General features: G+C 47.5%; 26 protein-coding genes. 13 read left to right on the top strand and 13 right to left on the bottom strand.

All coding sequences use genetic code 11. The features are described from left to right. Positions 1–85 precede the first annotated feature (85 nt). The 6 genes from BM099_RS12350 to BM099_RS12325 all read right to left on the bottom strand — a co-directional run bounded on the left by BM099_RS12350 (position 86) and on the right by BM099_RS12325 (position 7990). The gene (locus tag BM099_RS12350; protein WP_198064152.1) at positions 86–595 is read right to left on the bottom strand and encodes a c-type cytochrome; all 510 of its coding nucleotides are present in this window, start codon (positions 593–595) and stop codon (positions 86–88) included. Between the two features lie 69 nt (positions 596–664). Beyond that, the gene (locus BM099_RS12345; protein ID WP_090728436.1) at positions 665–3802 is read right to left on the bottom strand and encodes an efflux RND transporter permease subunit; all 3138 of its coding nucleotides are present in this window, start codon (positions 3800–3802) and stop codon (positions 665–667) included. Next, positions 3799–5217, bottom strand: a complete 1419-nt coding sequence (locus tag BM099_RS12340; protein WP_090728435.1) for an efflux RND transporter periplasmic adaptor subunit — start codon at positions 5215–5217, stop codon at positions 3799–3801. Before BM099_RS12340 ends, BM099_RS12345 begins: the two co-directional genes overlap by 4 nt. Continuing rightward, positions 5217–6629 (bottom strand): TolC family protein, encoded by a 1413-nt coding sequence (locus BM099_RS12335; RefSeq protein ID WP_090728434.1) that lies wholly within the window; start codon positions 6627–6629, stop codon positions 5217–5219. Before BM099_RS12335 ends, BM099_RS12340 begins: the two co-directional genes overlap by 1 nt. A 112-nt stretch (positions 6630–6741) precedes the next feature. Continuing rightward, positions 6742–7251 carry a hypothetical protein gene (locus tag BM099_RS12330; RefSeq protein WP_143083770.1) on the bottom strand — a complete coding sequence of 170 codons (510 nt, stop codon included), beginning with the start codon at positions 7249–7251 and terminating at the stop codon, positions 6742–6744. A 307-nt stretch (positions 7252–7558) separates the two neighbouring features. Next, complete coding sequence (locus BM099_RS12325) at positions 7559–7990, bottom strand: c-type cytochrome (protein WP_090728432.1); 432 nt, start codon at positions 7988–7990, stop codon at positions 7559–7561. 543 nt (positions 7991–8533) lie between these two features. Between BM099_RS12325 and BM099_RS12320 the strand changes: the two genes are divergently transcribed. Both BM099_RS12320 and BM099_RS12315 read left to right on the top strand, forming a co-directional pair. After that, positions 8534–9019, top strand: a complete 486-nt coding sequence (locus BM099_RS12320; protein ID WP_090728431.1) for an Hsp20 family protein — start codon at positions 8534–8536, stop codon at positions 9017–9019. Between the two features lie 29 nt (positions 9020–9048). Beyond that, positions 9049–9666 (top strand): Hsp20/alpha crystallin family protein, encoded by a 618-nt coding sequence (locus tag BM099_RS12315; RefSeq protein WP_090728430.1) that lies wholly within the window; start codon positions 9049–9051, stop codon positions 9664–9666. A gap of 106 nt (positions 9667–9772) precedes the next feature. On the opposite strand, the gene BM099_RS12310 is transcribed toward BM099_RS12315, so the two are convergent. After that, a complete protein-coding gene (locus BM099_RS12310; protein WP_090728429.1) occupies positions 9773–11551 on the bottom strand; it encodes an SLC13 family permease in 1779 nt (592 codons plus the stop codon). A gap of 417 nt (positions 11552–11968) precedes the next feature. Between BM099_RS12310 and BM099_RS12300 the strand changes: the two genes are divergently transcribed. The 5 genes from BM099_RS12300 (at position 11969) to BM099_RS12280 (ending at position 17557) form a co-directional block, all read left to right on the top strand. Further along, complete coding sequence (locus BM099_RS12300; protein WP_090728427.1) at positions 11969–12574, top strand: TetR/AcrR family transcriptional regulator; 606 nt, start codon at positions 11969–11971, stop codon at positions 12572–12574. Continuing rightward, complete coding sequence (locus BM099_RS12295) at positions 12574–13725, top strand: efflux RND transporter periplasmic adaptor subunit (protein WP_090728426.1); 1152 nt, start codon at positions 12574–12576, stop codon at positions 13723–13725. The genes BM099_RS12300 and BM099_RS12295 overlap by 1 nt, the downstream gene beginning before the upstream one ends. Next, on the top strand, positions 13722–14927 hold the full coding sequence (locus BM099_RS12290; protein ID WP_090728425.1) for an ABC transporter permease: 1206 nt from the start codon (positions 13722–13724) through the stop codon (positions 14925–14927). Before BM099_RS12295 ends, BM099_RS12290 begins: the two co-directional genes overlap by 4 nt. Position 14928: 1 nt before the next feature. Then, positions 14929–15639, top strand: a complete 711-nt coding sequence (locus BM099_RS12285) for an ABC transporter ATP-binding protein (RefSeq protein ID WP_090728424.1) — start codon at positions 14929–14931, stop codon at positions 15637–15639. A gap of 190 nt (positions 15640–15829) precedes the next feature. Further along, on the top strand, positions 15830–17557 hold the full coding sequence (locus BM099_RS12280) for a PHA/PHB synthase family protein (protein ID WP_090728423.1): 1728 nt from the start codon (positions 15830–15832) through the stop codon (positions 17555–17557). 408 nt (positions 17558–17965) lie between these two features. On the opposite strand, the gene BM099_RS20570 is transcribed toward BM099_RS12280, so the two are convergent. After that, positions 17966–18436: a hypothetical protein gene (locus BM099_RS20570; RefSeq protein ID WP_090728422.1), complete on the bottom strand. Its 471-nt coding sequence runs from the start codon at positions 18434–18436 to the stop codon at positions 17966–17968. Positions 18437–18500: 64 nt separating this feature from the next. Here BM099_RS20570 and BM099_RS12270 point away from each other — a divergent pair, with 64 nt between their 5' ends. Then, positions 18501–19949: a phospholipase D-like domain-containing protein gene (locus BM099_RS12270; RefSeq protein ID WP_090728421.1), complete on the top strand. Its 1449-nt coding sequence runs from the start codon at positions 18501–18503 to the stop codon at positions 19947–19949. A 64-nt stretch (positions 19950–20013) separates the two neighbouring features. Next, positions 20014–20772: an endonuclease/exonuclease/phosphatase family protein gene (locus BM099_RS12265; RefSeq protein ID WP_090728420.1), complete on the top strand. Its 759-nt coding sequence runs from the start codon at positions 20014–20016 to the stop codon at positions 20770–20772. Positions 20773–21180: 408 nt separating this feature from the next. Here the strand turns inward: BM099_RS12265 and BM099_RS12260 are convergent, their stop codons facing one another. After that, positions 21181–21672 carry a Spy/CpxP family protein refolding chaperone gene (locus tag BM099_RS12260; protein WP_177201169.1) on the bottom strand — a complete coding sequence of 164 codons (492 nt, stop codon included), beginning with the start codon at positions 21670–21672 and terminating at the stop codon, positions 21181–21183. Positions 21673–21779: 107 nt separating this feature from the next. Further along, the gene (locus BM099_RS20820; protein ID WP_269750482.1) at positions 21780–21908 is read right to left on the bottom strand and encodes a hypothetical protein; all 129 of its coding nucleotides are present in this window, start codon (positions 21906–21908) and stop codon (positions 21780–21782) included. A gap of 546 nt (positions 21909–22454) precedes the next feature. Between BM099_RS20820 and BM099_RS12255 the strand changes: the two genes are divergently transcribed. Together BM099_RS12255 and BM099_RS12250 are read left to right on the top strand one after the other, a co-directional pair. Beyond that, positions 22455–23258 carry an alpha/beta fold hydrolase gene (locus BM099_RS12255; protein ID WP_090728418.1) on the top strand — a complete coding sequence of 268 codons (804 nt, stop codon included), beginning with the start codon at positions 22455–22457 and terminating at the stop codon, positions 23256–23258. Positions 23259–23262: 4 nt separating this feature from the next. Next, a complete protein-coding gene (locus BM099_RS12250) occupies positions 23263–24189 on the top strand; it encodes a GGDEF domain-containing protein (RefSeq protein ID WP_090728417.1) in 927 nt (308 codons plus the stop codon). Between the two features lie 109 nt (positions 24190–24298). Here the strand turns inward: BM099_RS12250 and BM099_RS12245 are convergent, their stop codons facing one another. Beyond that, complete coding sequence (locus BM099_RS12245; protein WP_198064151.1) at positions 24299–24709, bottom strand: MerR family transcriptional regulator; 411 nt, start codon at positions 24707–24709, stop codon at positions 24299–24301. 179 nt (positions 24710–24888) lie between these two features. Between BM099_RS12245 and BM099_RS12240 the strand changes: the two genes are divergently transcribed. Together BM099_RS12240 and merF are read left to right on the top strand one after the other, a co-directional pair. Then, complete coding sequence (locus BM099_RS12240) at positions 24889–25335, top strand: putative iron-sulfur cluster-binding metallochaperone (protein WP_269750481.1); 447 nt, start codon at positions 24889–24891, stop codon at positions 25333–25335. After that, the gene (gene merF, locus BM099_RS20685) at positions 25332–25661 is read left to right on the top strand and encodes a mercury resistance system transport protein MerF (RefSeq protein WP_232349013.1); all 330 of its coding nucleotides are present in this window, start codon (positions 25332–25334) and stop codon (positions 25659–25661) included. Before BM099_RS12240 ends, merF begins: the two co-directional genes overlap by 4 nt. A gap of 55 nt (positions 25662–25716) precedes the next feature. Here merF and BM099_RS12230 read toward each other — a convergent pair whose 3' ends face one another. Both BM099_RS12230 and BM099_RS12225 read right to left on the bottom strand, forming a co-directional pair. Beyond that, positions 25717–26073, bottom strand: a complete 357-nt coding sequence (locus tag BM099_RS12230; protein ID WP_090728415.1) for a cupin domain-containing protein — start codon at positions 26071–26073, stop codon at positions 25717–25719. 33 nt (positions 26074–26106) lie between these two features. Then, the gene (locus tag BM099_RS12225) at positions 26107–26538 is read right to left on the bottom strand and encodes a universal stress protein (protein ID WP_090728414.1); all 432 of its coding nucleotides are present in this window, start codon (positions 26536–26538) and stop codon (positions 26107–26109) included. Positions 26539–26548: the final 10 nt, after the last annotated feature.

Genomic DNA, 26548 nt, shown 5'->3' with positions numbered 1-26548 from the left:
TTTATACTTTGACATCATTCATAACTGACGAGGGCGCCCCTGCTCGAACTCCAACGGCAACTACCCTCAATTTCGTCGATTCCAATCAGTGACTGTCAGTTATTAAGAAACTGACCAGATCATCCATATCCTCTTCACTTATCTGCCATCGGGGCATCGCTGTATTCAATCCCTTTCCAGCAGGATCAAGCCCATGCCTGATAGCTACCTTCAGACTATTTTTGTCATAACGCTCATGATCCCCATGACCATCATCGTGCTCTTCGGTAAGTGCATGCCGGGTTAAAGCCGGGGCAACAAGCCAGAACTTCGGATAGAGTCGTTTCCCCTGTCGATCATCTCCATGGCAACTGGCACAAGAGGTGCTATGCATCTGAGCATGCATCGTACCTCCCTGATAAGTGATCGCAGTGCCCGCCTGACTTCTACCGGTATAGTAAATTTGCTCGCCATTACCTGAAAAAGTACGTGCCGCGTAATCCGTTGCATCATCCATCCCCATACCACAGCCGGCCAGTAACATTACGACCCCGCTACCGACCAGCTTAAGCACTGGCTTTAGCACTGGTTTTGCTTCTGCTTGAGCGCTGTACATTAACTTTCTCCTTACACAAATAGGGTAACGGTAGGGCTGATATCGTTATATCCCAGCCCTACCCTGCCATTACTCTTCAATTTCCAACTTAGCGATGCATCGCTTACGCCATAGAAAATACACGGCAGGCAGTACCAGTAGCGTAAGAATGACGGCACTGACCATGCCGCCCACCATCGGCGCTGCAATCCGGCTCATGACTTCAGATCCGGTCCCTGTGCCGTACAAGATAGGTAACAGACCAACGATAATGGCTGCGGCAGTCATCATTACCGGACGAACCCGTAACCCTGCGCCGTGCAACACAGCATGTCGCAACGTCTCTTCGCGGGGGATAAGATTCTGGTTCTGACAACGATCCAGCATCTGCTGATAGGCCTGATTCAGGTAGACCAGCATAATCACACCAATCTCTACCGCGACACCGGCCAAGGCGATAAAACCGACACCCACCGCTACCGAAAAATTATAACCCTGCAGATACATCAACCAGACACTGCCAACCATTGCCAGAGGTAACGTACCCATGATGATGCTCACCTCAACAAAGTTTCTAAAGTTAAGGAATAGCAGAATCACAATAATCCCGAGCGTCAGAGGCACCACATAAGTCAGCTTCTCCTTCGCCCGCTGCATATACTCATATTGTCCTGCCCAGCTCACAGAATAACCTGGCGGCAGCTGGAGTTGATCGGCTACAACCTGCTGCGCATTCTCTACATAACTACCAATATCCATGCCCTCTATATCAATAAAGGTCCAACCGTTAAGGCGCGCATTTTCGCTTTTGATACCCGGGGGGCCATCCTCGATATAGACGTTAGCCACATCACCCAAGGGTATCCGTTGCCCCATCGGGGTCACGATCGGCAGCAACGCTAATTGCTCTGGAGAATCCCGGTAGTCCTGTGGATAGCGCACATTGATCGGATAACGCTCCAATCCTTCGATCGTTTGCGACACGTTCATGCCGCCAATAGCCGTGGCAACCACCTGCTGGATATCGGCGATATTCAAGCCATATCGAGCAGCGCTCTGACGTTGAATATCTACTTTGATATAACGTCCACCCGCAACCCGCTCGGAATACACCGACGCGGTACCGGGCACATCGGTCAATATAGTTTCCAGCTGCTGACCGATCTGCTGAATTTGCTCAAGCTCAGGGCCTGCGATCTTAATCCCGACGGGGGTTTTGATACCGGTGGCCAGCATATCGATACGCGTCTTGATCGGCATCACCCAGGCATTAGTCACCCCGGGAACCTTAACCAGATTATCCAGCTCCTTTCTCAGATCATCGGTGGTCAATCCGGCACGCCACTGATCTTTGGGTTTGAGCTGTATAAAGGTCTCGATCATCGTCAACGGTGCTGGATCAGTCGCAGTGTCCGCCCGCCCCACTTTGCCGAATACCGTTTCAACTTCAGGTACTGTTTTAATCAACTTGTCGGTTTGCTGTAACAACTGCCGCGCCTGGCCGATAGAGATACCGGGATAGGTGGTTGGCATATACATTAGATCGCCTTCATCCAGCGGCGGCATAAACTCACTACCCAGCTTATCTAATGGCCACAAACCCACCAGTAAGATCAACAAGGCAAACAACAGCGTCACTTTTGGAAAAGCCAGCACTTTACGCAAGGTCGGCATATAAACAGCGGTCAGTAATCGGTTTATCGGGTTCTTGTGTTCGGGCAGCACCTTGCCTCGGATGAAGTAGCCCATCAGCACCGGCACTAACGTGATGGCCAGTGCCGCTGAGGCCGCCATCGCGTAGGTTTTAGTGAACGCCAGTGGCGCAAACATACGACCCTCCTGCGCCTCCAGCGTAAATACCGGAACAAAACTAACGGTGATGATCAATAAACTAAAAAACAGTGCTGGCCCCACTTCACAGGCTGAGTCTGCGACAATTTGCCATCGATTTTCTTTGGTCAACGGCGTACGTTCCATATGCTTATGCATATTCTCAATCATGACAATCGCGCCATCGATCATCGCTCCGATCGCTATCGCAATACCGCCCAACGACATGATATTGGCGTTGATTCCCTGCGCATTCATCACCATAAATGCCGTCAGAATACCCACCGGCAGGCTGAAAATGGCAACCAGAGACGAGCGCACATGAAATAGAAACACAATACAGACCAGCGCTACGACGATGAACTCCTCCAGAAGCTTGTACCAAAGGTTTTCTACCGCACTATCGATCAGGCCGGATCGATCATACACCGTCACGACTTCAACACCTTCCGGTAGCCCCTGCTTCAAGGTTTCAAGCTTCGCTTTTACGCCATCGATGGTTTTTTGAGCATTCTCTCCGAAGCGCATAACCACCACGCCCCCGACCACTTCGCCTTCACCATTGAGTTCTGCGATGCCACGACGCATTTGTGGCCCGGTACCGATATCCGCAACATCTTGCAACAGCAGCGGCGTACCATTCTTATTTATACCCAGGGGGATATTCTTCAGATCCTCCTCACCCTGAATATAGCCGGTAGCGCGAACCATATATTCCGCTTCGGCCATTTCCACGACAGAAGCGCCCACTTCCTGATTACCGCGTTGTATAGCCGTCTGGATATGCGATAACGGTATATTAAATGCCCGCAACTTTTCCGGATTCACCCGCACCTGATACTGCTTAACCATACCGCCGATGGGGGCGACTTCAGAGACACCGGGCACCGTCTGCAACTCATACTTAAGGAACCAATCCTGCAAACTACGCAGCTGGCTAATATCATGCTGACCGGTTTTATCCACCAACGCATAGAGATAGACCCAACCAACACCGGTGGCATCCGGCCCCAATTGTGGCCTTGCATTCTCTGGCAAAGAAGGCGCAACCTGACTCAGGTATTCCAGTACGCGGCTGCGTGCCCAGTACATATCAGTATCTTCATTGAAGATGACATACACATAGGAATCGCCAAAGAACGAATAACCGCGCACCGTTTCAGCACCGGGTACCGACAGCATCGCCGTGGTTAACGGATAAGTCACCTGATCTTCTACAACCTGAGGCGCCTGCCCCGGAAAACTCGTTTTAATAATCACCTGCACATCAGACAGGTCAGGAATTGCATCCACCGGGGTATTCTTCAGGGAGAACAGACCGCCACCCACCAGGATCGCAGTGGCCAGCAGGACAAAGAAGCGATTGCCCACCGACCATCGAATAATCGACTCAATCATAAGTCCACCTTCTCACCCTGCTTCATCTCACTATCGGCACCGTCCAGACTCATGCTATCCATATCCATGCTTTCCATGTCCAGGCTGTCCATATCCATACCATCCATATCCAGGCTTTCCATATCAAGAGCATCCATGCTCATATCGTCAGCATTCCCTTGCTGCTCAACATGCATGCGTTTGAAGTCGGAAGTTTTACTCGACTCTGAGTCCAGCAGGAACTGAGCTGAAGTAACCACCTCTTCGCCAGCATTCACGCCGTGCAGAATTTCAATCAAGTTCCCATCACTACGGCCCGTCTTAACCTCAATAGATTTAAACCGCCCATCACCTAGTGCCAACACCACCCGATTGGATCCAGCACCACGAATCACGGCATCTTTAGGCACAGTAAGCGAGGCTTCTGTGTCCTCTTTATAGATCACCACTTCAGCAAACATGTTCGGCTTCAACTGCCGGTCCTTGTTATCAAAGCGCATTCTTACCTTCAATGTACGAGTGACCGGGTCCAGCACGGGGTAAACATAATCGACGACCCCTTCACGATCCTCACCAGGCAGAAAATCTAATTGGATAGAGACCGGCAACCCGGCAGTAATCATGCTAGCCTGACGCTCAAACACTTCGGCTTCCACCCAGACTTCATCCAAGGCGCCGATCGACATCAACGTCATTCCCGGCTTAACAAACATCCCCTGACGAATATTGAAGTTATCCACCACGCCGCTGTGCGGCGCGTAGAAAATCACAGCTTGCTGCACTTTACGGGTCTTCCTAAGTTCTTCAAGCGTCCGCTGCGGTACTTGCAAGGCGCTCAAGCGGGTTTTAGCCCCCCTAATCAAGTCCCGATTCCCCCGAGACAACGCAAACAGATATTCCTCCTGAGCATTTACTAATGCTGGGGAATAGAGCTCATAAAGAGGCCCCCCTTTTTCAACCGGCTCCCCCTCAGCTTTGACATAGATTTTTTCAATCCAGCCTTCTACACGAGGATGCACCTGCGCTATTTCATCCTGGTTATAGTCAACATAACCGACGGTGCGGACCTCAAAGTTCATACTAGTCCTCAGCGCCATTGCCGTTCGAACCCCCAGATTATTAACCACTTCCGGCGATACTTTTATCGTACCAGGGCCCGAATCAGCAGCGGATCCCGCCTCTTCATAGACAGGGACAAGATCCATCCCCATCGGAGACTTACCCGGCTTATCCCTTTGGTAGTTCGGGTCCATCGGAGCAACCCAGTAAAGCGGCTCATTACTGGCTTTGGGGGCCTGCGCAGGTTTTAAGTCCGCCCCAGAATCAATTCCTACAATGGTAGATAAACGGGTTCCGTTCATGACGGCTCCAAAACCAGCCGCTCCGATCACAGCACCCAGCACAATTAACCCGATGTTTTTGCCGGTAGTACTCATTAATTTTCTCCTGAAACGCTAAGCGAGTTATTGGCTGAGACTGAATCTATTGACGTGAGAAAATAGTTAAGTTGAGCAACCTGTTTTTGTTTCGCAACATTAATTTCCAGATACTCTATCTGAGCATTCAACTCATCAATGCGCGGGCGTAGCACTTCAATAAAACTAGCGTTATCTGATTCGTACGCATTCATAGCGGCTTGTGCCTGTTGCTGTATCTGAGGAATTAATGTGCGATCAAATAGCTTGCGGCGTTGTTCTAAGCGTTCCAACTGGGTGCGGGCAGAATGAAAAGCGGCGATCATCTGCCTGATCATCAGGCTACGATCAGTGCGGATCTTCTCTTGGCCAGCAGTAGCCGCGTCAACTTCCCGGTCCTGCTTAATGGAGGAAAATAACGGCATACTAACAGTTACTCCTACGCTAAACAGGTCTGCACGGTCCCTGCCACTGGCATCTTCTCCACGAAACCCATAACTAGCGTTCAGTCCCCACTCCGGCTTATAGTTTTGCTCCGCCAGACGCACCGCTGTTCCCGCTACTGCAATACTCTGATCGATTTTTTGTACCGAAGGATGGCCTACAAGGTTGCGTGCCAGTTCATGGTTACCGGGGGGCATATCCGGCCAACGCTCCGCATAGAGTGAGCGGATTTTTGGCAGTTCAGCAGAGTAGCCGGACGACAGACTAGCACCGAATGGAGTAGCGCCATTAGCCGAGGGCAACAACCATTCAAGCAACCTCTGCTCGAGCATCTCCTGCGTCTGCAGCAGTCGAGTCAGTCGGTCCTCCAGACGAGTTTGCTCAAGCTGCGCCTTGATCAAATCCTGCTGCCGAGTACGCCCAAACGCAGAGGAATAATCAGCCAGGGAGATATCAACCAGCTGATCGAATAGGGCTCGATCCTGCTCAATCAGTTGTATACTTTTTCGAGCCTGATAAGCATCTAACCACAACTGGGTAATGGTCAGCGTTAGCTGTGCCTGACGTTCAGAGCGCAATAAAGGCTCCCGGTCACTTTGCTGTTGCAACTGCTGACGCTTCAGCCGACGACTATCACCCCGAGGGTACATCTGCGATATCCCCGCGACTAACTGCGTCATCGCTTCCTGATTAAAATCCAGCGTATCGGTGGGTAAATTCGCAATCTTCAGTGAAAGTGTCGGATCGGGTAATTGATAGGCCGATTCAGCCATTGCTGCCGTTGCTTTTTGCGTATAACTGCTGCCAGACAACCACATATCATTTTTAATCGCAAAGCTAACGGCTTGATCCAGTGTTAACAGCTCATGTTTTTCTGAATCAGCAGATGCCGACTGGACTGTTGTGCCACTTAACAGAAATAAAGCTAATAATGGGAAGACATAGTTCCCGACCCGTTTGTACCCATTAAAAGAAATTATTGGTGACATAAATGCACCCACTCAAGTCAAGATCATTGAAAATGATTTCGGACAAATTTATGAGAGTTAGGAGATTTATTTGATCTCCCGCTGAGAAGCTACCGAATAACGGCTGAGTTCATCAACGGTATATGGGAGGGCGGTATAACGAGCTACCATGCTGATCAATCAGCAAGTAGTTAATAGCAATGTGGGATGTACTAAATGCCTTCATATAGAAAAAATAGATTGAGAGGCTAGCGGTTGCCGGATTAACACAATGCGCCTGAGCACAATTAGCCATTTCATCACAATGATTCACGCTACTATTTTCCGGAGTGATGCCGTTTTGCATAGTGGCGCCGTTTGTCATAGTAGTACAGTGATTGTTTTTCTCTGTTGCTATTAGCTCACAACAGCTTTCTTCAACTGTTTGCACGTTTTCATTAGTGTGCATCACATGAGACGCATGGGGTTGGGAGGCATGGGCTTGAGACGTATGGGTTTGGGAGGCATAGGCTTGAGACGCATTTGTTTTGGACGTTGATGAAGAACCAGTATCCATAGGCATAGGCATAGCAAAGGCACTGCTGTAAAGCTGTGCGGTTGTCACCACCAGCATACACAATACTATCAAAACCTTTTTTGCCACTCTTCTCATCTAACACCTAGTCTCATTTAACACCTAGTTTGATCTAACAACTAGTCTAATCTAACACCTAAGCCCATCTAATACCTAGTTTTTATGGGGATTAAAAGCCAATAGTAACAATCAAATATACCCCCAACGCTTTTCTTCAACACGCTTATCTGGCAGCAACATCACCCTTAGCAATTAAATCCAGAAGCGTACTAACGTCCCCAAAACATAATGGAATCATAATACTAGTTATTATTCTCCAAAATGCTTATTTGTGCTTTTTCTGTATTAAATTTGTTCTGTGTCAAATTACCTGAATTTACTCGAGCCCCCCTCTCTCTAGCCAAGCACTGTATATCTCTGCAGGCCATTTACTCTGAAAGAAGCTTATCACCGCATCCTGATCTTCTTCTGAAAGCTTATCAGCAAACGCCGGCATACTGCCGCCCAGAGCGATTCCGCCGTTCTGAATAGTTAGCTTGAGTCCCTTCAAAGGATGGTGCCAGGCATGAGCCGTGCTATTTAGCGGAGGCGGCGGGTATTTACCATCGGCCAACGGCGTCTTCCAATCCGCCGTTCCCTGAGCAGAAGCGCCATGACAACTAGCACATTGCGCAAGAAATAATTGTTTACCGTTATCAACCTGAGATTGAGTATACCAACGCCCATCGACTTTTGGCTCCCCATCGCTACAGCCACTTATGAATACCACTATAGAAAGCGCAAACGCAGAAAAAAATCTCTTCAACATACCTGAACTCACCATCGTTATTATTTGATTATTTTCATCGATCTCACATGCTGTAAAATCATCCAGCTACGCTACATGCATAATGAACCAATACTAATGGGGGCTTCTCCCACACGCAACGTGTCCACATAATTTACTCTGAGACAAGATACTGATTCGCACTATAGCGGATGTAACCTACTGGTGGGCCGAACAATTTTACAATTAAGCCTTACGTCAACTCAATTCCGTTTAACGGGATAGCCGCGACTAGATAGCTAAGAAGCTTTCAGTTTGAAAGCACGTATAGAAAAAATACCATCATCAAGACAGAAGCAGTATTCTGAAATTACACATCATTTCATCATTCTCTGGATTACTACTGGTGATCTTCAATTCGATCTCATGTACCCAGCACTATAATGAGATTGTTAATTTTTTTATAAATCGCTTGAAAAAGTATTTGGCGACCCTACATAAGATTTAAGGCAAGTCTGTCCTAAATGGAAGCTTCCCCGACATGATTGTTGATTATTTTAATTCGCTTCTTATGGAGGTCTTATTATGAACACAATTGATTTAACCCCTCTATACCGCAGTAGTGTTGGTTTCGATCGCTTAGCGTCATTGATAAACCAAACATTAGCAAGCGAAACAAATACTAACGGCTACCCCCCATACAATATCGAAATGCTCGATGAAAACCGCTATGCAATCACACTTGCTGTGGCTGGTTTTTCACAAGAAAAGATCGATATACAAGTTGATAAAGGCATGCTGACAATTCGTGGCAACAAGCCAGAGAAAAATGAAGCTAAGTTTTTGCATCGAGGTATAGCAAATCGGACATTTGAGCGTAAGTTTAATTTGGCCGACCATATCGAGGTGACCGGTGCAGATTTGGTTAATGGCTTGCTGACTATCAGCTTGGTCAAAGAAACACCTGAAGCCATAAAGCCTAAGACCATTGCTATTAACACTAATGGCCAATTATCAGAAGTGCATAAGCCTGAAGAGAAAATAGAGGCTAAGGGCGCTAATGCGGCTTAATAAATTAATTTATTGTGAGGGTTATAGTAATGAATCTTGAAAAACTAAAACCTTGGAACTGGTTTAAACACGAAGAAGACTCGGGCAGCCAAATACCCGTATCAAAAAATAAAGCCAGTGCCGATTATGCGCCAGAAATGAGCCAACCACCGCAGGTGGCGGACTCAGCGGCAGGGTCTTTCTTGCAATTACATCAAGAGATGGATCGCTTGTTTGATGATGTGTGGCGTTCATTTGGGTTTACTTCATCGCCCGCCTTAAAACGTAGCGCTCCACTTTCAGACAGTTCGCTGTTTGATAACGCCGCGTTAGGCGCTTACCGAGCTAAATTAAATGTTTCAGGAGGTGAAAAAGAGTACGAGATATCTATCGAGCTTCCCGGCTTGTCGGAAGATGACATACATATCGATCTCCAAGGTAATGTGCTGACTATTCAGGGCCAAAAAGAGGAGGTAAATGAAGATAAAGACAAACACTATTATCGGGTTGAGCGAAGTTCGGGGTCGTTTCAAAGAACATTGTCGTTGCCGGATGATGCCGATACAGAAGGTATGACGGCGACTATGAGGAACGGCCTTCTGACACTCTCTATACCGCGTAAGGCAACGCCAAACGAAGCGGTGAGACGCATTCCGATTTCATCGTAATGGTAAGGTTGGAGGCAGGCAAACCTGTCTCCAACCATTTTATTGATTCCGGGGACAGTTTACTTAATTCCTCAGTTCTGCTGATTGCGTAATTCTGAGCGTAATTCTAGAGTGGCCAGACCAGTAAAATCAGCGGCACACCGAGCAACACAATCATTATTTCAAGCGGCAACCCCATGCGCCAGTAATCCCCGAAGGCGTATCCCCCCGGCCCCATCACCAGAGTGTTGGACTGATGCCCGATCGGGGTCAGAAAGGCACAGGATGCACCGACTGCCACCGCCATGAAAAACGGATCCGGACTGACACCCAGGCCCAAGGCGATACCGTAGGCCAGGGGTGCCATGATCACGGCCGTGGCCGCATTATTGATGATGTCCGACAGGAACATAGTGACGACCAGTACCAGACCGATAACCAGATACACCGGAATACCCTCGGTCAGCGCCAATAACTGCGTGGCGAGCAACTGCGTAAGCCCCGTGCTCTGCAGTGCCGAGCCCACCGGAATCATAGCCGAAAGAAGGATGATCACCGGCCAGTCGATGGCATCATAAAGGTTGCGCACCGGCAGAATATCCAGCAGCAAATAGATCACAACGGCCAGACAAAATACGATCGCAAGCGGCAACACCTTGGCAACGCCCAGCGCAATGGCGATGGCAAAGATGGCCAGCGCGATGGCAATTTTTTTCGGCTGTCCCAGGTTGAGGTTGCGCTCGGCGAGTGGCAGCATGCCCAGCTCGCTGAGCTGTTCATCGACACCATCTGCAGCGCCCTGCAACAACAGGATATCACCGGCCTTAAACTGCTCGCGCCTTAGCCGGCGGCGAACCTGCTGCCCTTCCCTAGCCAGCCCGACCAACGCCACAGAACTGCCGCTGAGCCTGCGCAATAAGGACACATCGCGTCCCTCCAGCACCGAACCTTTCTTGATTACCCCCTCTACCAGAGTGAGATCACCCTGAGTCAGCTCGGTAAATTTCTTGTCGGCACTGGTGACCAGTTCCAGATCATTCTTGTCGATCAAAGGCTGCACTTGAGACGGGTCGGCCTGCAGAATCAGAATATCGCCGGCATTGAGCAGTTGCCCCGGGCGCATCGACAGCGTTTTGCCATGGCGGTGGGCCACACCGACCACCTCGATACTGCTTTCATCCAGACCGTCGATATCCTCGACCGGCCGCCCCTCCAAGGCAGAACCTTTGGTCACTATCACTTCTGTCAGATATTCACCAATGGCAAATAGCTGCTCCGGCGAGCTACTCTTGAGGCGGGCTGCCGGTATCAGGCGCCAGCCCAGCAGCGTGATAAAGAGCACGCCCATAATGGCGATGGACACCCCTACCGGCGAAAAATCAAACATGTTGAATGACTCCCCGCTCACCTCGGCTCGCATCATGGCAATGATAATATTGGGCGGCGTGCCGATGGCAGTCGTCATACCTCCCAGAATACTGCCAAAGGCCAGCGGCATAAGAATCAGCGCCGGCGAGCGCTGGTGCTTGCTGCAGGTCGCCAGCGCCACAGGCAGCATCAGCGCCAGCGCCCCCACGTTATTCATAAAGGCAGATGCCACCGTCACGACCGTGGTCATGATCAGAATATGGCTTAGCGGGTTTTCGGTGTAGGGCAGTATTTTCTGTACGATCATGTCCACCACACCGGAACGGCGCAGCGCATCGGAGATCACCAGCACCGCGGCTACCGTGACGACGGCCGGATGGCTAAAGCCAGCAAAAGCATCCTCAGCCGCCACCAGGCCTGCAAGCACACACAGCCCCAGTGCCATAACGGCCACGACGTCATGGCGATACTTTCCCCAGACAAAGAGCAGCAGCGTCAGCATCAGCACGGCGGTAATCAGCCATTGATCAGTGTTCAAATACAAGCTCCCTCTAACCGTCTTTAGGTGACGACGCCCAACATAACGAGCGCTTACACTCACAATACCGATACAACCGCGAAAAAACCATAGCCTGGATTACGCTGAGAATTACGGTGACGAATTACGGTGACAGTTTACTTAATTACTCAGCTCCGGTGCGACTGAAACCCGGATCCATAGCGCTCGAGGGTTGGCGGATACCTCCTTTAGAAATATTCGAAGATATTATCATTACATCTTTGCCCAAAAAGCCAGAGTAAAACCCTTCAGGCTGAGCCTCGAAAGAAAAAGTAAAGCTCGGAAACTCAATACAAACACCAGACATTAACGAACGCGTCGGATTTCAACTTATTTCTTGCTTTAGTCGCTAATCAGAATAAGATAGTAATTAATTACTATCTTTTAGGAGCGATCATGGCTACCCATTCAAAGAACCTGCCAGCAGAAGAGCGTCGTGCCGTTACTGTCGAGTCTGTCGTAGCCCTTGCCGCTTCAAAAAACCCAAGCGAAATCACCACGGCGGCCATCGCTAAACACATGAACTTGACCCAGGGTGCGCTGTTTCGGCACTTCCCGAACAAGGAAGCGATTTGGCAAGCGGTCATGGAGTGGGTAGCAGAGCGATTATTGGCCCGAATTGACCGGTCCGCACAAGGGGTTGAGTCACCTCTGGCCGCCATGGAGGCGATGTTCATGAGTCATATCGACTTCGTAGCCGAGCACCCTGGCGTGCCCAGAATGATGTTTGGTGAACTCCAGCGTGCCGAACCGACTCCGGCCAAACGCATGGTGCAGACTCTGCTTCAACACTATGGCGAACGCTTGCATCGTCATATCGAAAAAGGCAAAACCAACGGTGAGTTGCTTCCCTCGCTTGACAACGAGGCAGCGGCGCTACTGTTCATTGGCACGATCCAGGGCTTGGTCATGCAATCTATGTTGGCAGGTGATGTGGAACGTATGCAGCGGGATGCGCCGCGCGTCTTTGCCATTTATCGGCGTGGCATAAGGAGTACGTAATGAAAAAATTAGGTTTGCAAAGCCGCACCCTGGCGATGCTTGTCGTTATTATTCCATTGTTAGCACTCTTCATCTATGTCGGCCTGCGATCAGGCCCGCTCGCTCCCGTCGCGGTGACAGTTGTAAGCGTAGAATCACAGCCAGTCACACCGGCGCTCTTCGGCATAGGTACGGTGGAGGCTCGCTATACTTACAAGATCGGCCCAACAATAGCCGGGCGCGTTAAACATCTGGAAGTACAGGTGGGCGAACTGGTCAAAGCCGGACAGGTACTTGGCGAGATGGATCCGGTCGATCTTGATGATCGGGTGCGCTCACAGGAATCGGCATTCAGACGTGCACAAGCAGCTTTGCGCGAGTCTATAGCGCGGCAAGCCTACGCTAAAAGTCAGGCACACCGCTATGAGAAATTATTCGCGGTGCGCTCGACCAGCGAGGAAACTGTCACAACGAAACGGCAGGAATTGCAGATTGCAGAGGCCGCATTATCCGCCGCACGAGAAGATGTTGCCCGTGCGCAGTCTGATCGCGAAGGGCTCGTTGTGCAAAGAAACAACCTGCGCCTGATCGCGCCGGCCGACGGTGTAGTTGCGGTACGCGATGCCGACCCCGGAACGACGGTCGTCGCGGGTCAAGCCGTGGTGGAACTGATCGACCCCAAGAGTTTGTGGATCAATGTGCGCTTCGACCAGATCAATGCATCGGGACTGGCGGAAGGTCTGTCGGCTCATATCACCCTGCGTTCGCGTAGCGATCAAGTGTTGCAAGGTAAAGTGTTTCGGGTGGAACCCATCGCCGACGCAGTGACCGAAGAGTTGCTCGCCAAAGTAGTCTTTGATGCGGTCCCCCAGCACTTACCGCCGGTGGGTGAACTCGCCGAAGTCACAGTTGACTTGTCCCCGCTGCCCGCCGCTCCGGTAATCCCCAACGCAGCCATCCAGCGTGAAGGAGGCAACGTCGGTGTCTGGCAAATCCTCGATGGCGATCTGCGTTTCTCCCCGGTCAAGCTCGGCGCTTCTGACCTGGATGGGCACGTGCAGATACGCGAAGGGCTCAAGGATGGGGACAAGGTCGTAAGCTATAGCGAAAAGGCGCTAACGTTACACAGCCGCATCCATGTAGTTGACATCATTCCCGGAGTTTCACCATGATCAGTCTGGCTGGACGTGACATCATGCACGCGTGGGGTAAATTCGTCTTTACTGGCGTTGGTCTTGGCTTGTTGATCGGAGTGACGCTGTCTATGGCCGGTATTTACCGAGGCATGGTTGACGATGCCAAAGTATTGCTGGATAACAGCCGTGCGGATCTCTGGGTGGTACAAAAAGACACGCTTGGTCCCTATGCGGAGCCGTCCAGTCTCTACGAAGATACCTGGCGTAGTATCCGCGGCATGCAGGGGGTGGCAACGGTCGCTAATGTCACCTACCTCACTATGCAGGTGCGCAAAGAGGCGAGAGATGTGCGAGCCATGATAGTAGGTATCGCACCCGGTAAGGCAACCACACCTGGGTGGCCGCCTTACCTTGTAGCGGGACGACAGATTACGCGCAGTCACTACGAGGCAGTGGCTGACATCGCCACTGGCTTCAATCTGGGTGATCACCTCACCATCCGCCGAAACCACTATAAAGTAGTTGGGCTGACCCGACGCATGGTTTCTTCTGGCGGGGATCCTATGGTGTTCATCCCGCTAAAAGACGCCCAGGAGGCTCAGTTCCTTAAAGACAATGATGCCATTTGGCAAAGCCGACGACGCACCGAAGCTAACCCGGCCTTCAATCGTCCTGGCTCCCCGGGCTTACTCGATGCAGTCATCACTTCACAAAGCAGCAACCCATATGTCAACGCTGCCCTGGTGCGGATAGAAACGGGATATAGCGCGGAGGATGTAGCTGAGTCAATCCGCCGCTGGAAGCGACTGACAGTCTATACCCGAAGCCAGATGGAGCAAATACTGGTGGGCAAGCTAATTGCTACCTCGGCAAAACAGATCGGTATGTTTCTGGTCATTCTCTCAATTGTCAGCGCGGCCATTGTTGCCTTCATTATTTACACGTTAACACTGGGTAAGATCCGTGAGATTGCGGTACTCAAATTGATAGGCACCCGCAACCGGACCATTGCCGCGATGATCGTGCAACAGGCGATTGCACTTGGCGTAATCGGGTTCGTCGTCGGCAAGATAACCGCTACCCTATTTATGGCACCCATTTTCCCGAAATATGTGCTGCTTGAGCCTCTCGACTCTGTCCGCGGCTTCGCCATTGTCATTCTGATCTGTGTGTTATCTAGCGCCATAGCGATTCGTGCTGCACTTAAAGTCGATCCGGCAGAAGCCATTGGAGGTTGAAATGAACAGCAAAGGCATTCGCATTGAGAATCTGAAAAAAAGGTATGGCTCAGGTGATACTGCCGTCTATGCTTTGAAAGATGTCAACATGCATGTGGCGCCTGGCGAAGTGGTCGGACTCATCGGCCCTTCCGGTTCGGGCAAGAGCACCTTGCTGAAATGTTTAGGCGCAGTAATCGACCCCACAGCGGGCCGCATGATTCTGGGTAATGAAATAATCTACGATCAGGGCTGGAAAGTTCGTGACCTGAGGGCACTCAGACGAGACAAGATCGGTTTCGTATTCCAGGCTCCGTACCTAATCCCATTTCTCGATGTCACCGACAATGTGGCGCTACTGCCCATGTTGGCTGGCGTACCCAACGGCGAGGCACGTGCAAAAGCGCTTGAACTACTCACCGCGCTGGATGTGCAACACCGGGCCGGCGCCATGCCCTCTCAACTTTCCGGTGGCGAACAGCAGCGAGTCGCGATTGCACGCGGTCTGGTCAATCGTCCGCCTGTGATCCTGGCGGATGAACCCACCGCACCGCTGGATTCCGAGCGCGCTATGGCGGTGATCCGCATCCTTAACGACATGGCCAGAAAATTCGAGACCGCCATCATCGTCGTCACCCATGACGAAAAGATCATTCCCACCTTTAAGCGCATCTACCACATCCGCGACGGCGTGACCCATGAGGAAGCTGGCGAAGGGCGCAAGTTCGAATAAGAAAACGATCGAATTCCAGGCGTTTTGCTTAACAAAGCCCTTCAGCGGGATTTCTGACCGCTTTGGATGTGCCCCAAAGCCAGATGAAAACGTCGTATTACAAAGCATCTGATAGCTTGGTATATTATATCGTACACTTGGCGCAGCTACTGGCCGGCCCGCTCTTTCACTCGATATCGGAGATCAGCGCATGGACAATAAAGACCTTGATAAGGTAACCCAAGATTTTCTGACTGCTATGACCACAGAAACCCAAAAATTAATGGAGATGTTCGGCGGCAAAGCCAGCTCCGGTGAGAACGACTGGGTGAAACTCAACGAGGCCTGGGGCCAGATGTTAAAGACCCCGCACAAGCCCGATGACGTGATGAAAGCTATCAGTGACTACCAGAAAAACCAGTTGGGACTCTGGGCGGGACTACTCGGCACTTCTTCTGAGAAAGCCACCAAGCCTGCCGCGGGAGACCGCCGTTTTAATTCCCAGGAATGGAGTGAAAATCCGGTTTTTAACTACATCAAAGAGTCCTATTTAATGGCCTCGCACATGATGCAGCAAACGGCCAGCAACGCCAATCTGGATCCGAAGAAACAAAAGCAGCTGGAATTTTACACCCAGCAGTATATTGATGCCCTTGCCCCCAGCAACTTCATCGCCACTAACCCCGAAGCCATCCAGACAGCCATTGATACCAAGGGCCAGAGCCTGATGGACGGCATGCAGAACCTAATAAAAGATATGGATAAAGGCCGCATCAGCATGACCGATGAAACGGCCTTTACCCTCGGCGAAAACATAGCTACCACGCCAGGCTCTGTCATTTTCGAAAACGAACTCATGCAACTGATCCAGTACAGCCCGGCTACGGACACCGTCGCCGAACGGCCTCTGCTGATCATTCCGCCGTGTATCAACAAGTTTTATATTCTGGATCTGCAGCCTCATAACTCCTTTGTCAAATACGCCGTAGATCAGGGCAATACTGTATTCCTGGTATCCTGGGTTAACGCCACCCCGGAGCAGCGCCATCTGTCCTGGGACAACTACATAGAAAGCGGCGTATTGAAGGCCCTGGAAGTTGCCAAAGCGGTTAGCGGTAGCAAGCGAGTCAACTGTGTTGCCTGGTGTGTGGGCGGCACTATCACGGCGAGCGCCATGGCAGTCCTGGCCGCACGCAAAGACAACACAATCAGCTCCGCTACTTTCCTTACTACGCTCACAGACTTTGAAGATCCAGGTGAAATTGGGGTATTCCTAGACGACCCGGATACAATCCTGGGGGACGTCAACGCTGCCGGCGTGCTGGACGGTAAAAACCTGTCCAACGTGTTCAACTTGCTACGCTCCAATGACCTGATCTGGTCCAACGTGGTCAACAGCTACCTTAAGGGCAAATCCCCTGCCCCCTTCGACATTCTTTACTGGAACAGCGATCCCACCAGCCTTCCAGCGGACATGTACAACTACTACCTAACCAACATGTACCAGCAGAACAATCTGATCAAGCCCGACTGCCTCACCATCTGTGGTGAAAAAATCAACCTCGGAAAAATCAGTGCCCCCTGCTACTTCCTGTCCTGCATTGACGACCACATCGCACCGTGGAAAAGTACCTTCGCCGCCACCGATATCATCCCCAACGTCGAGTTCGTCCTGGGTGGTAGCGGCCACGTGGCCGGCGTCATTAACCCCGCCTCCAAGAATCGCCGCAACCACTGGATTAATGGTGAAATCGGTAAAGGCCACGATCACTGGCTGGAAACCGCCAAAGACGTCCAGGGTACTTGGTGGAACCACTGGGCTCCCTGGGTGAAAAAGCGCGCTGGCAAGCAAGTTGAGGCACCCAAAGCCGTCGGCAATAAAGACTACCCGATACTGGAGCCGGCACCCGGCAGCTTTGTGAAGACGCGAATTAACTAACAGCGAACCTGAGGGCGCCAAGTATAAGAAGCACTGGCGCCCTTTTCTTAGGAGGTTTCCCCTAACCCCTAAGTAGCAATACAACTATCACATATCCATCCTGATCTACTGTGCGCCACAGGTGCTGTTTGTCGTTGATATTGACGAAAAGTTGACAATGAATCAACTTGCAGCCAGCAGGTCTTCATCATCTGGATAACTGAGGTTAAAGCGATAATATTAACCAGACTGCATGCTGGTTGATTTCTGGCGGAAATGATGGCGTTTATACTTGCGCTGGGATGAGTTCATTTCTAAATTATTCCGTGACTTGTCAGCACCAATAACAGGGCATAAAAAAAGATCCTAGATTGGTATTGAAAGATAGAGCTTTTATTCTTCCTATACTTTGCAAGATTTCTAATCCGCTTACTCATTTTTTTTGTCGAAAATAAAAGGATCTTTATTGGCCTTAATTCGAATCCAGTTTAGGGAAGATCTGACTTCCTTGCGTGAAAGTAAAAATAGTTCGAGCCGTCGTTTACCGGGAAATGGTATCAAGCTAAGCCCCACCAATATAGTGATAAGCCCCTGCCCCGGTAAAACCAGCATCGCTATGCCCGCTGATAATAACAACACACCCAGCAATATTTTTGCACATTCAATCAGCCACACCAGCTGTTTATGAGGAGATGTTAAGATTTTTTTATTCGTCTGATCCGCTTGTGCAATATATTGACGCAGGAAATACGTCTTATCCATGCGTGTTATGATCCAACCCAGAACAATGAAATAAACGATTGAAATTGTCGTCGTTATGGCAATGCTTAAGAATATAAAGTTAGCATCTAAGCTACCAATAAGATAATTTGCAGTTTTATTATAAAAATCTATTAACACGACTATTTTTCATTATAAAGTACCCTAGATATTTATTAAGTCAGGCTTGAGGTCACCATTAATAATGCCCGAGGAACTGGTCGATTACATCGTTTTTCATTGGGTTAGCATCATAGGACTCTTGCATGTTAGCGTATCTTTTCCGACCGCGATACATGTGCTGCTGTACAAAGAAAATGAACGCACATCACTCGCTTGGATTGGGCTTGTAGTCCTATCGCCTATGCTGGGAAGTCTATTTTATTGGCTATTCGGGATAAACCGAATAAAGCGTTCAGCGCAAAAGCTTCTGCCACACGCGCACAAAGCAGACCAAAGCCACACGGATAATAGTTTTGATCAACAGCTCCTCCCAAAAAATTGGCATTCAGCGATTGTAGCGGGGCTTTCGATTCACCCATTTAGTTATTTAGCGGGTAACACGGTGACGTCTCTCGTCAATGGTGAAGAAGCTTACCCGGCGATGATTAACGCTATCCATTGCGCCAAACGCCATATTATTTTATCTAGTTATATTTTCGACTGCGACTCCCTTGGGCAACAATTCATTGACGCTTTAGCTCAGGCGCATCGGCGCGGAGTAACAGTTCAAGTTTTATTCGACGGCGTTGGTGTCGGCTATAGTTGGCGAAAATCGGATAGAGTCTTAAAAAAATTGGGGGTAAAAACGGCACGCTTTCTACCGACGATTTCGTTTTCGAGTATTCGTTTTATCAATTTAAGGAACCACAGAAAAATACTCTGCGTCGATGGCGAAGTCGCTTATATGGGTGGCATAAATATCAGCCAAAATAATTTAGTCGAATCATCCTTGCACCCCATTGATGATATTCACTTTGCGGTGACCGGCCCGGTAATCGATCAAATCAGTCAGGTATTTATAGAAGACTGGTTTTATGCCACTCGGGAAAATATTGATTTCCCTCGCTATGTACCTGAAACAAAAAATGTGACAGTACCCGCCGCTGTTATTGCCAGGGTAATCCAGGACGGACCCGATCAACACTACGATAAAATCCGCTGGACGTTGATCAATGCGTTAGCCTGCGCACAAAAAACCGTAAGAATTATGACACCCTATTTCATTCCGGATAGGACCTTAATGACCGCGCTCCAAGGTGCGGCTTTACGGGGTGTCTCAATAGAGATCATCATACCCAAACGTAGTAATATTCCGTTCTTTGACTGGGCAATAGATGCGAACATTCCGAGAATAATGGCACATGGCATACGCGTTTATCGAAATCAAAGACCTTTTGATCACAGTAAAATTGCGCTTATTGATGATATTTGGTCGTTTATCGGGTCCACAAACTGGGATGCCAGAAGTTTAGAACTCAATTTTGAAATAAATCTTGAATGTTATAATTCGACACTCAACACTGAATTAACCAAATTCTTTACGTCAAAAAAGAAAAACGCCGTCCTTGTTGTTAAAAGTGACATTGAGGGATTACCTACTTACAAAAAAATAAGAAACAATTTCTCACGATTATTTACACCGTACCTCTAACCGCTTTACTACATTTTATGATCCCTTTTGGGTCAGGCTAACGTTTTATTAGGATACTTGCTTAATGATAAAAAGCCGTTTTAACCCAATTGAAAAATTAAAAATCATGGGCAGTGCATCTGAGCCTGCGATGGGGCCAGAAATAGATGTACTTATATGGAATGTTTATAAGTGCAAAAAAAAGGGGTGGCAGGAGGATTTTATAAGGCTGTGTCATGATAAGGATCTGATTCTTTTACAAGAGACCATTGTAAATTCACCGTTCGACGCTCATTTTGAAAAATCATCAAAGTATCAGTGGATTATGGCTCGCAGTTTTCGGGATCTTCGCACCAACTTCGAAACAGGCATTAAAACCGGATCAACAGTGGCTGCCAAAACTAAAGTTGTTATGGCTTCGTTGCATAGTGAGCCGCTCTCAAAAACAAAGAAAATGCTACTTACTACTATTTATCCCTTAAACAGACGGAATGATTCTTTACTCGTAATAAATGCCCACATGATCAACTTCGTTTCTTTCATTAAATTTAAAGCGCACTTAGATACAGTTTCCGAAGTGCTTGAACACCATGTAGGACCAGTGATTTTGGCTGGCGATTTCAATACATGGAACTGGAAAAGGCTGAGATACTTTCATGAGTTTGCGTTGTCATTTTCGTTAATTGAAGTCGACTTGGTTCGCAAACCTAAAATGGCTCATTTATTTCAACACCTTGACCATATTTACTGTAAAGGGTTTGACATATTAAATGCCAAAGTACTAACAAACATCCGCTCATCGGATCACTACCCTTTGCAATTAACACTACGTTTTACTAAATAGACAGGCGATGGTTAAAACCATCTGAAATGTATTGAGCACATAAATTGATGCCGTTCTAACCTAAAAAAAACAGATGTTGATTCATATGTCAGCTGCTACTCCGCAGGGAATTCTTGTGTCATTCAGGTCAAATCTTTGGGCAGGAGGGTGCCAGATTTATCGATAGGAGTCATAGACAGTTACCCTCAAGATAGACAGCTGAACCCTTTTCAGACATCTAGACAGCTTTTTTGCAGTCACTGATTTACGAGGATACCGGGGACAGTCTATTCAATTTCCTTAAAGTAGGCTGGATTAAGTAAACTGTCCCCGGAATTCGTATAACGTGATTTGTTGGTAGCTGAATCTCCTATCAGAATGACTTGAGGTACAAACGGGCCAAATTCTGATAGGAGGCTTTAGGTAGGTTTAGCGCTGCTGCTCTATTACTTGTTTTTGCTGTTCAGGTGTCAGAATTTCAAAAATATTTCGGTTTTTATCGGTCGTGATTCGCATTTGCTGCGCCGCCTGGTTCTGGGCCATAACAACTAACGCTTCAACTTGCTTATCATAGTCTGCTGCTTGTACATCTAAATCTCGCAGGTCTTCGAGCATATCTTGCTTAGCATCGTTTAGTGAGATTATATTGTTGCGCTCTTGGCGCATTATTTGTTTCAGTTGATCCTGCTGTGCTTCAGACAGTTTCAAATCGTTAAGTGTAATAGGCATATTCTTACCACGTGCATCAGGCTGACCTTTCATATCAGAACGGTCACCGTGTTTGTGGTCTTGCATCATTTCTGATCGATTATAATGGTCGTTATCCCGATCGCTGCAATCGCCAGCAAAAGCCGTTGCTGAAACTAGTGTGCCGGCGCTGATTACGGCGACTGTGATTCCAACGAGTACTTGTTTACGCATGTTCATTTCCTGTTAGTGTTTTATCAATCATTATATTTTGCAAAAAAGGCATCAAATCCTGCATCAGCAAACGTTTCGGTAATGGAAATCGCGTCAGCTTCTGTCAGTTAGTCGACATTAAATTCAGCCAGAGTATCCTCAATTAACTGGCGCTGATCGGTAGACAATGAAGAAGAATTACTGCTGGATTGAGTCTGAAAGAGCGCCAGTGAGGCAGCGGATATTCCACTAATCATCTTTGTATCCCCTGACACTGATTTGAGATCAGAATAACTCATAAGATCGCTGGGAATGTGAAGACAATGTGGAATCGTATATTGAGGTACGGCCGGTAAAAGCGTTGGGATTCCGGGGACAGTTTACTTAATTCCGCCTACGTTTAGCGTTGGGATTCCGGGGACAGTTTACTTAATTCCGCCTACGTTTAGGCCCAGATTTTTCTTTACGTAAGATACGCTTTGTCGCAACGCCTGCCATGATCTTTCGTCCGTTTAGTAATTGAGCGCCTTCTGGCTTGAGCAGCCCAACACTAAAAGTCTTTCATCTCACGGCAAATTAGCCTTTTTGAATCACGGTGCGTCGGTGTTCGGATGCATCCAGCGCAGCGACCTGATAAAAACACGCACATAAAAGAAAACCGGTTACACAGAATAATGACCTGAACCGGTGAGATAAGATCCTGTTTTTCAAAAGCGGTGCTAGAATTAACGAAGGTGACGCTATCCAGCCGACGGAGTCACTGATTCAGGCTGTAAACTAATAATGAACTGGACGTTAGTAATATGAATAATGTGGAAATACGAAATAATGTAAAAGTAATAGGAAAAAATAATGCGCCTACGTTAATGCTCGCGCATGGATTCGGCTGCGACCAGAATATGTGGAGATTTATGTTGCCTGAATTAGAAGCTCACTATCAAATTGTATTGTTTGATTATGTTGGCTCTGGAAATTCTTTGTTAAATGATTATTCAAAAAAGCAATACTCGACATTAGAAGGTTACGCTAAAGACATCACAGATATTATTGAAGAGTTACAATTAAGGGATGTCATCATTATTGCGCATTCTGTCAGTTCTATTATCGCCTCAATTGCTTCTATACAGATGCCCGACATAATTAAGAAGATTGTGATGGTTTGCCCATCACCGTGTTTTATTAACATTCCACCCGATTATGAAGGCGGTTTTGAAAGAAGTGACTTGGAAGAGTTAATTGAACTAATGGATAAAAATTATATTGGCTGGGCAAATTATTTAGCTCCACTCGTGATGGGAACTTCACAACCACAAGAACTTATTGGTGAATTATCCGGAAGTTTCTGTAGTACAGACCCGATAGTGGCAAAGGCCTTTGCTAAAGCCACTTTTTTCTCTGATCATAGACATATTTTACCGCATATAACCTGCCCGGTGCAGATATTACAAAGTTCATCCGATGCCTTGGCTAGCCCGCGTATTGGCCATTATATGGCGGACAATATCCCTAATAGTGAACTGCGAATGGTAGAAGCAGAAGGCCATTGCTTACATATGTCAAATCATCAAGAAATTATTCCGTTAGTATTTAAATTTGTCGAGTCATAATCTAATGGCGGCAAGCAGCTTTCAAGATATAGATCACTTTCATTCGGGCCATTTGATAGTAAATAATGATAGAAAAATTATCTGTTGCAATGCCTATATCTGCAACTTAAGTGACCAGCCTGAAAAGCAGATGATTGATAGCAATATCTCTCAATATATGAGTAAAGCCTCCAATATTTTTATGGATAGCTATATTTACCCACTCTTGATAAATGAATCAATTGCACAAGAAATTCAGATAACCTGGGTTGGTAAAAATGGACAAAGAATAGCAGTTGTAGCCAATATAAAACTAGGCCTGCAAGGTATCTCTTATTGGTCACTATACGAATGTGCCAGCCGAGATAAACTTCATAGCGAGCTGTTACAAGCGAATGAAAAACTTGAACAACAGTCGCAAGAGTTATTTAATCTCGCAACGACGGATCCACTGACAGGTTTAATAAATAGGCGCGAACTACAAGCACAAGTTAAAAAAGTCATTTATCAAGTGTCCAGAAACTTATCAACATTTGCATTGTTATCTATTGATGTTGATTTTTTTAAGCGCGTTAATGATACATACGGTCATCAGACTGGCGATAAGGTACTGATAAAACTGGCAAATATATTCACTTCGAGCTTAAGAGCCCATGACTTGATAGCAAGGACGGGCGGTGAAGAGTTTGTATTGTTATTGCAGGATATTGATGAAAAAGACGCCTTTCTATTAGCTGAAAAGTTAAGAAGAAATATTGAAGAAAGTGCAATAGACGATATAAAAATCACAGTAAGTATAGGCTTAGTCGTTACGCGAAAAAATGCTTTATTAGACCTTGATATGTTACTTAAATTATCTGATAACGCCCTTTATGATGCAAAAAAATCGGGACGCAACAGAACATTAATTGCACAGTTTAAAGGTGACGATGAGAAGGAAAAACACGCTTAAGGAATGGAGGCACTCCCCCATCAACGCCATGTCATGCACCCGGTTAATGAGGCCTAAGTGCTATCTGAATTGATCAAACCTAACTCAGTTCGGTAAAAAATGGTCTTTACTATTCTTTCTCAAATAGACTGTCTATCGCCGCACAGTCGGGAAGGTCTCCCCCAGCGCATTGGGATGCCATCAACTCCAAGCTGCTTTGTAGTCGGGCCAGTTCATCAATTTTGGTCTTTACTACGTTGAGGTGCTCAAGCACCAGATGTTTGACCTCATCGCATGAATAGTCTCCATTGATTAGCTCCAATAGATTACGAACCTCTTCCAGAGTAAAACCAAGACCTCTAGCCTTACAAATGAATATAAGCCTTTTTTGTAAGCTATTAGAGTATAAGCGGTGACCGCCTTGCGTTCTTAAGGGCGCTGGCAACAAAGCAATTTTCTCGTAATAGCGAATGGTTTCTATGTTACAGCCAGTCAGCTTAGACAACCCGCCAATACTCAACGTCTTATCTTCTTTCATCATGAAATAAATCTCTGTCGCGCTTGATTCTGTAGTTACTACAGGTTTTATACTCAATATTATCACTGTAAGAGGATAGTTTTAAATGAGATCTGAGCAGGAAAGCAATAATAAGCAGTGCTGGTTAACAGCTTCAACCGCTAATGCTGGTTACCCTTCAACTCCGATAGAGTGAATTCCGTATGAGTAATTGTTGTTCAACAACTAATGTCGAAACACAGAAAGAAAAGCGGCAAATAGCAGAATGTCCTCGATGTCGCAATCGCATGAAACCCGTTGAAAGAGTCACTCTTATGCATCACGTAGCTGCGCCAATAAACCAAACAATTCCTGCTGATCCGTTTTTCTTTTGCTCAGATGTTGCCTGCCCTGTTGTGTACTTTTCCAACGAAGGCTTTGTTATCCAAGCAGCTGAAGTGCGTGAAAAGATTGGCCAGAAATCAACGGAAGAAAATCGGCTTATTTGTTATTGCTTTGGCATAACCAACAAGCGAGTGATGGAGGAGATAGAACAGACAGGACAAAGCGCCAGCAAAGCTTTTGTTATCGAGCAAACCACATTAAAAAGCTGTGCCTGCAATATTAGAAACCCATCAGGTAAGTGTTGCCTCAAAGAGTTTCCCAAATGAGTAATAACCTCATTTATGAGTCTGTCATTATCTGCCCTGAATGCGGTGCACAGACTAATAAGATAATGCCTACAGACAACTGTCAGTCTTTCAAAATACTGTGCGGAGGCACCATAGCCATGAAAAAATCTACGACCCTACTAAAGACAGGCATCATTGGAAGTGTGATCGCGGCGCTATGTTGCTTCACCCCCATTCTGGTCATTCTTCTTGGCGTTATCGGCATGTCATCTGCAGTAGGTTATCTTGATTTCGTATTGCTGCCAGCGCTTGGGGTTTTCATATGTATTACTTTGTACGCGTTAGTATTGAAATACAAAGGATAATTATTCAATAGTAATTAACCGCCTAAAAAGCTTTGAGTCGGCCCAGATCAAGCACCTAGGCAGGCTCATGTTCTGCATTGACTCTATCTCCATGACTCTTTGGCTGTGATATCACCAAGAAACGTAAATTCACTGCGCCATTATTCATTAATTGATGAGGCACTTGAGCTGGAACGTGAATACCACTACCAGAATTAACCTCGACCACATTCCCTGCAACTTCTATGTGAGCAACACCCGAAAGCACATAGAAGAATTGCTGCGACTCGTTATGATAATGTCGTTGTTCTTTTTCATTTGGAGGCACATCCTCTTCGATTACACTCAAGCTATCAGATTTAAGTAAATGCCAGCCAACTGAGTTGACACCCCAATTATAGCGCTCCGAATTTTCTGTATTTACGATCTTCATTAATTATCCTGCATAACAGCTTTTTAATCGCCTCTAACCCCTAAGCAACATGACTGAACATTTAGCCCGTTCCGCCACTCTGGCAGATACTGAACCCAGAAAAAACTCATCAATTATAGAACGGTGATGCGCCGGCATAATCACCAGATTAATCTCTTTCGAAGCAATGTAATTGACAATCGTCTCTGCAGGAGAACCTTCGTATACACGCAGTGTTGGATGAACGCCCTCCGGCATCACTTTATGTGAGTAATCCTGTAAGTTACTGGCAATCTTTTTTACCGCTTTAATGTGGTCTTTTTCACTAAAATAGGCCGCCACAAATGAGTTAGTAAAACCGGGAACAACGGTGAGCAAGTGTAACTCAGCTCCGTTATCTTTTACTTCTCGCAGTGCCAGTTTTAACGCTTCTTCTGCGAAAGCCGATTCATTCAGATCAATGGGAACGAGTACTTTTTTAAACATCGCTCATACC

The organism is Neptunomonas qingdaonensis, from assembly GCF_900113275.1.
Lineage (GTDB): Bacteria > Pseudomonadota > Gammaproteobacteria > Pseudomonadales > Balneatricaceae > Neptunomonas > Neptunomonas qingdaonensis.
This window is presented reverse-complemented; position numbering and strand designations above follow the sequence as displayed.

Bases quoted from the DNA above. Each gene is read 5' to 3' on its own strand.
- BM099_RS12350 (WP_198064152.1), bottom strand. From the start codon at position 595: ATGTACAGCGCTCAAGCAGAAGCAAAACCAGTGCTAAAGCCAGTGCTT.
- BM099_RS12345 (WP_090728436.1), bottom strand. From the start codon at position 3,802: ATGATTGAGTCGATTATTCGATGGTCGGTGGGCAATCGCTTCTTTGTC.
- BM099_RS12340 (WP_090728435.1), bottom strand. From the start codon at position 5,217: ATGAGTACTACCGGCAAAAACATCGGGTTAATTGTGCTGGGTGCTGTG.
- BM099_RS12335 (WP_090728434.1), bottom strand. From the start codon at position 6,629: ATGTCACCAATAATTTCTTTTAATGGGTACAAACGGGTCGGGAACTAT.
- BM099_RS12325 (WP_090728432.1), bottom strand. From the start codon at position 7,990: ATGTTGAAGAGATTTTTTTCTGCGTTTGCGCTTTCTATAGTGGTATTC.
- BM099_RS12320 (WP_090728431.1), top strand. From the start codon at position 8,534: ATGAACACAATTGATTTAACCCCTCTATACCGCAGTAGTGTTGGTTTC.
- BM099_RS12315 (WP_090728430.1), top strand. From the start codon at position 9,049: ATGAATCTTGAAAAACTAAAACCTTGGAACTGGTTTAAACACGAAGAA.
- BM099_RS12300 (WP_090728427.1), top strand. From the start codon at position 11,969: ATGGCTACCCATTCAAAGAACCTGCCAGCAGAAGAGCGTCGTGCCGTT.
- BM099_RS12295 (WP_090728426.1), top strand. From the start codon at position 12,574: ATGAAAAAATTAGGTTTGCAAAGCCGCACCCTGGCGATGCTTGTCGTT.
- BM099_RS12290 (WP_090728425.1), top strand. From the start codon at position 13,722: ATGATCAGTCTGGCTGGACGTGACATCATGCACGCGTGGGGTAAATTC.
- BM099_RS12285 (WP_090728424.1), top strand. From the start codon at position 14,929: ATGAACAGCAAAGGCATTCGCATTGAGAATCTGAAAAAAAGGTATGGC.
- BM099_RS12280 (WP_090728423.1), top strand. From the start codon at position 15,830: ATGGACAATAAAGACCTTGATAAGGTAACCCAAGATTTTCTGACTGCT.
- BM099_RS12270 (WP_090728421.1), top strand. From the start codon at position 18,501: ATGCCCGAGGAACTGGTCGATTACATCGTTTTTCATTGGGTTAGCATC.
- BM099_RS12265 (WP_090728420.1), top strand. From the start codon at position 20,014: ATGATAAAAAGCCGTTTTAACCCAATTGAAAAATTAAAAATCATGGGC.
- BM099_RS12260 (WP_177201169.1), bottom strand. From the start codon at position 21,672: ATGCGTAAACAAGTACTCGTTGGAATCACAGTCGCCGTAATCAGCGCC.
- BM099_RS20820 (WP_269750482.1), bottom strand. From the start codon at position 21,908: ATGATTAGTGGAATATCCGCTGCCTCACTGGCGCTCTTTCAGACTCAA.
- BM099_RS12255 (WP_090728418.1), top strand. From the start codon at position 22,455: ATGAATAATGTGGAAATACGAAATAATGTAAAAGTAATAGGAAAAAAT.
- BM099_RS12250 (WP_090728417.1), top strand. From the start codon at position 23,263: ATGGCGGCAAGCAGCTTTCAAGATATAGATCACTTTCATTCGGGCCAT.
- BM099_RS12245 (WP_198064151.1), bottom strand. From the start codon at position 24,709: ATGATGAAAGAAGATAAGACGTTGAGTATTGGCGGGTTGTCTAAGCTG.
- BM099_RS12240 (WP_269750481.1), top strand. From the start codon at position 24,889: ATGAGTAATTGTTGTTCAACAACTAATGTCGAAACACAGAAAGAAAAG.
- merF (WP_232349013.1), top strand. From the start codon at position 25,332: ATGAGTAATAACCTCATTTATGAGTCTGTCATTATCTGCCCTGAATGC.
- BM099_RS12230 (WP_090728415.1), bottom strand. From the start codon at position 26,073: ATGAAGATCGTAAATACAGAAAATTCGGAGCGCTATAATTGGGGTGTC.
- BM099_RS12225 (WP_090728414.1), bottom strand. From the start codon at position 26,538: ATGTTTAAAAAAGTACTCGTTCCCATTGATCTGAATGAATCGGCTTTC.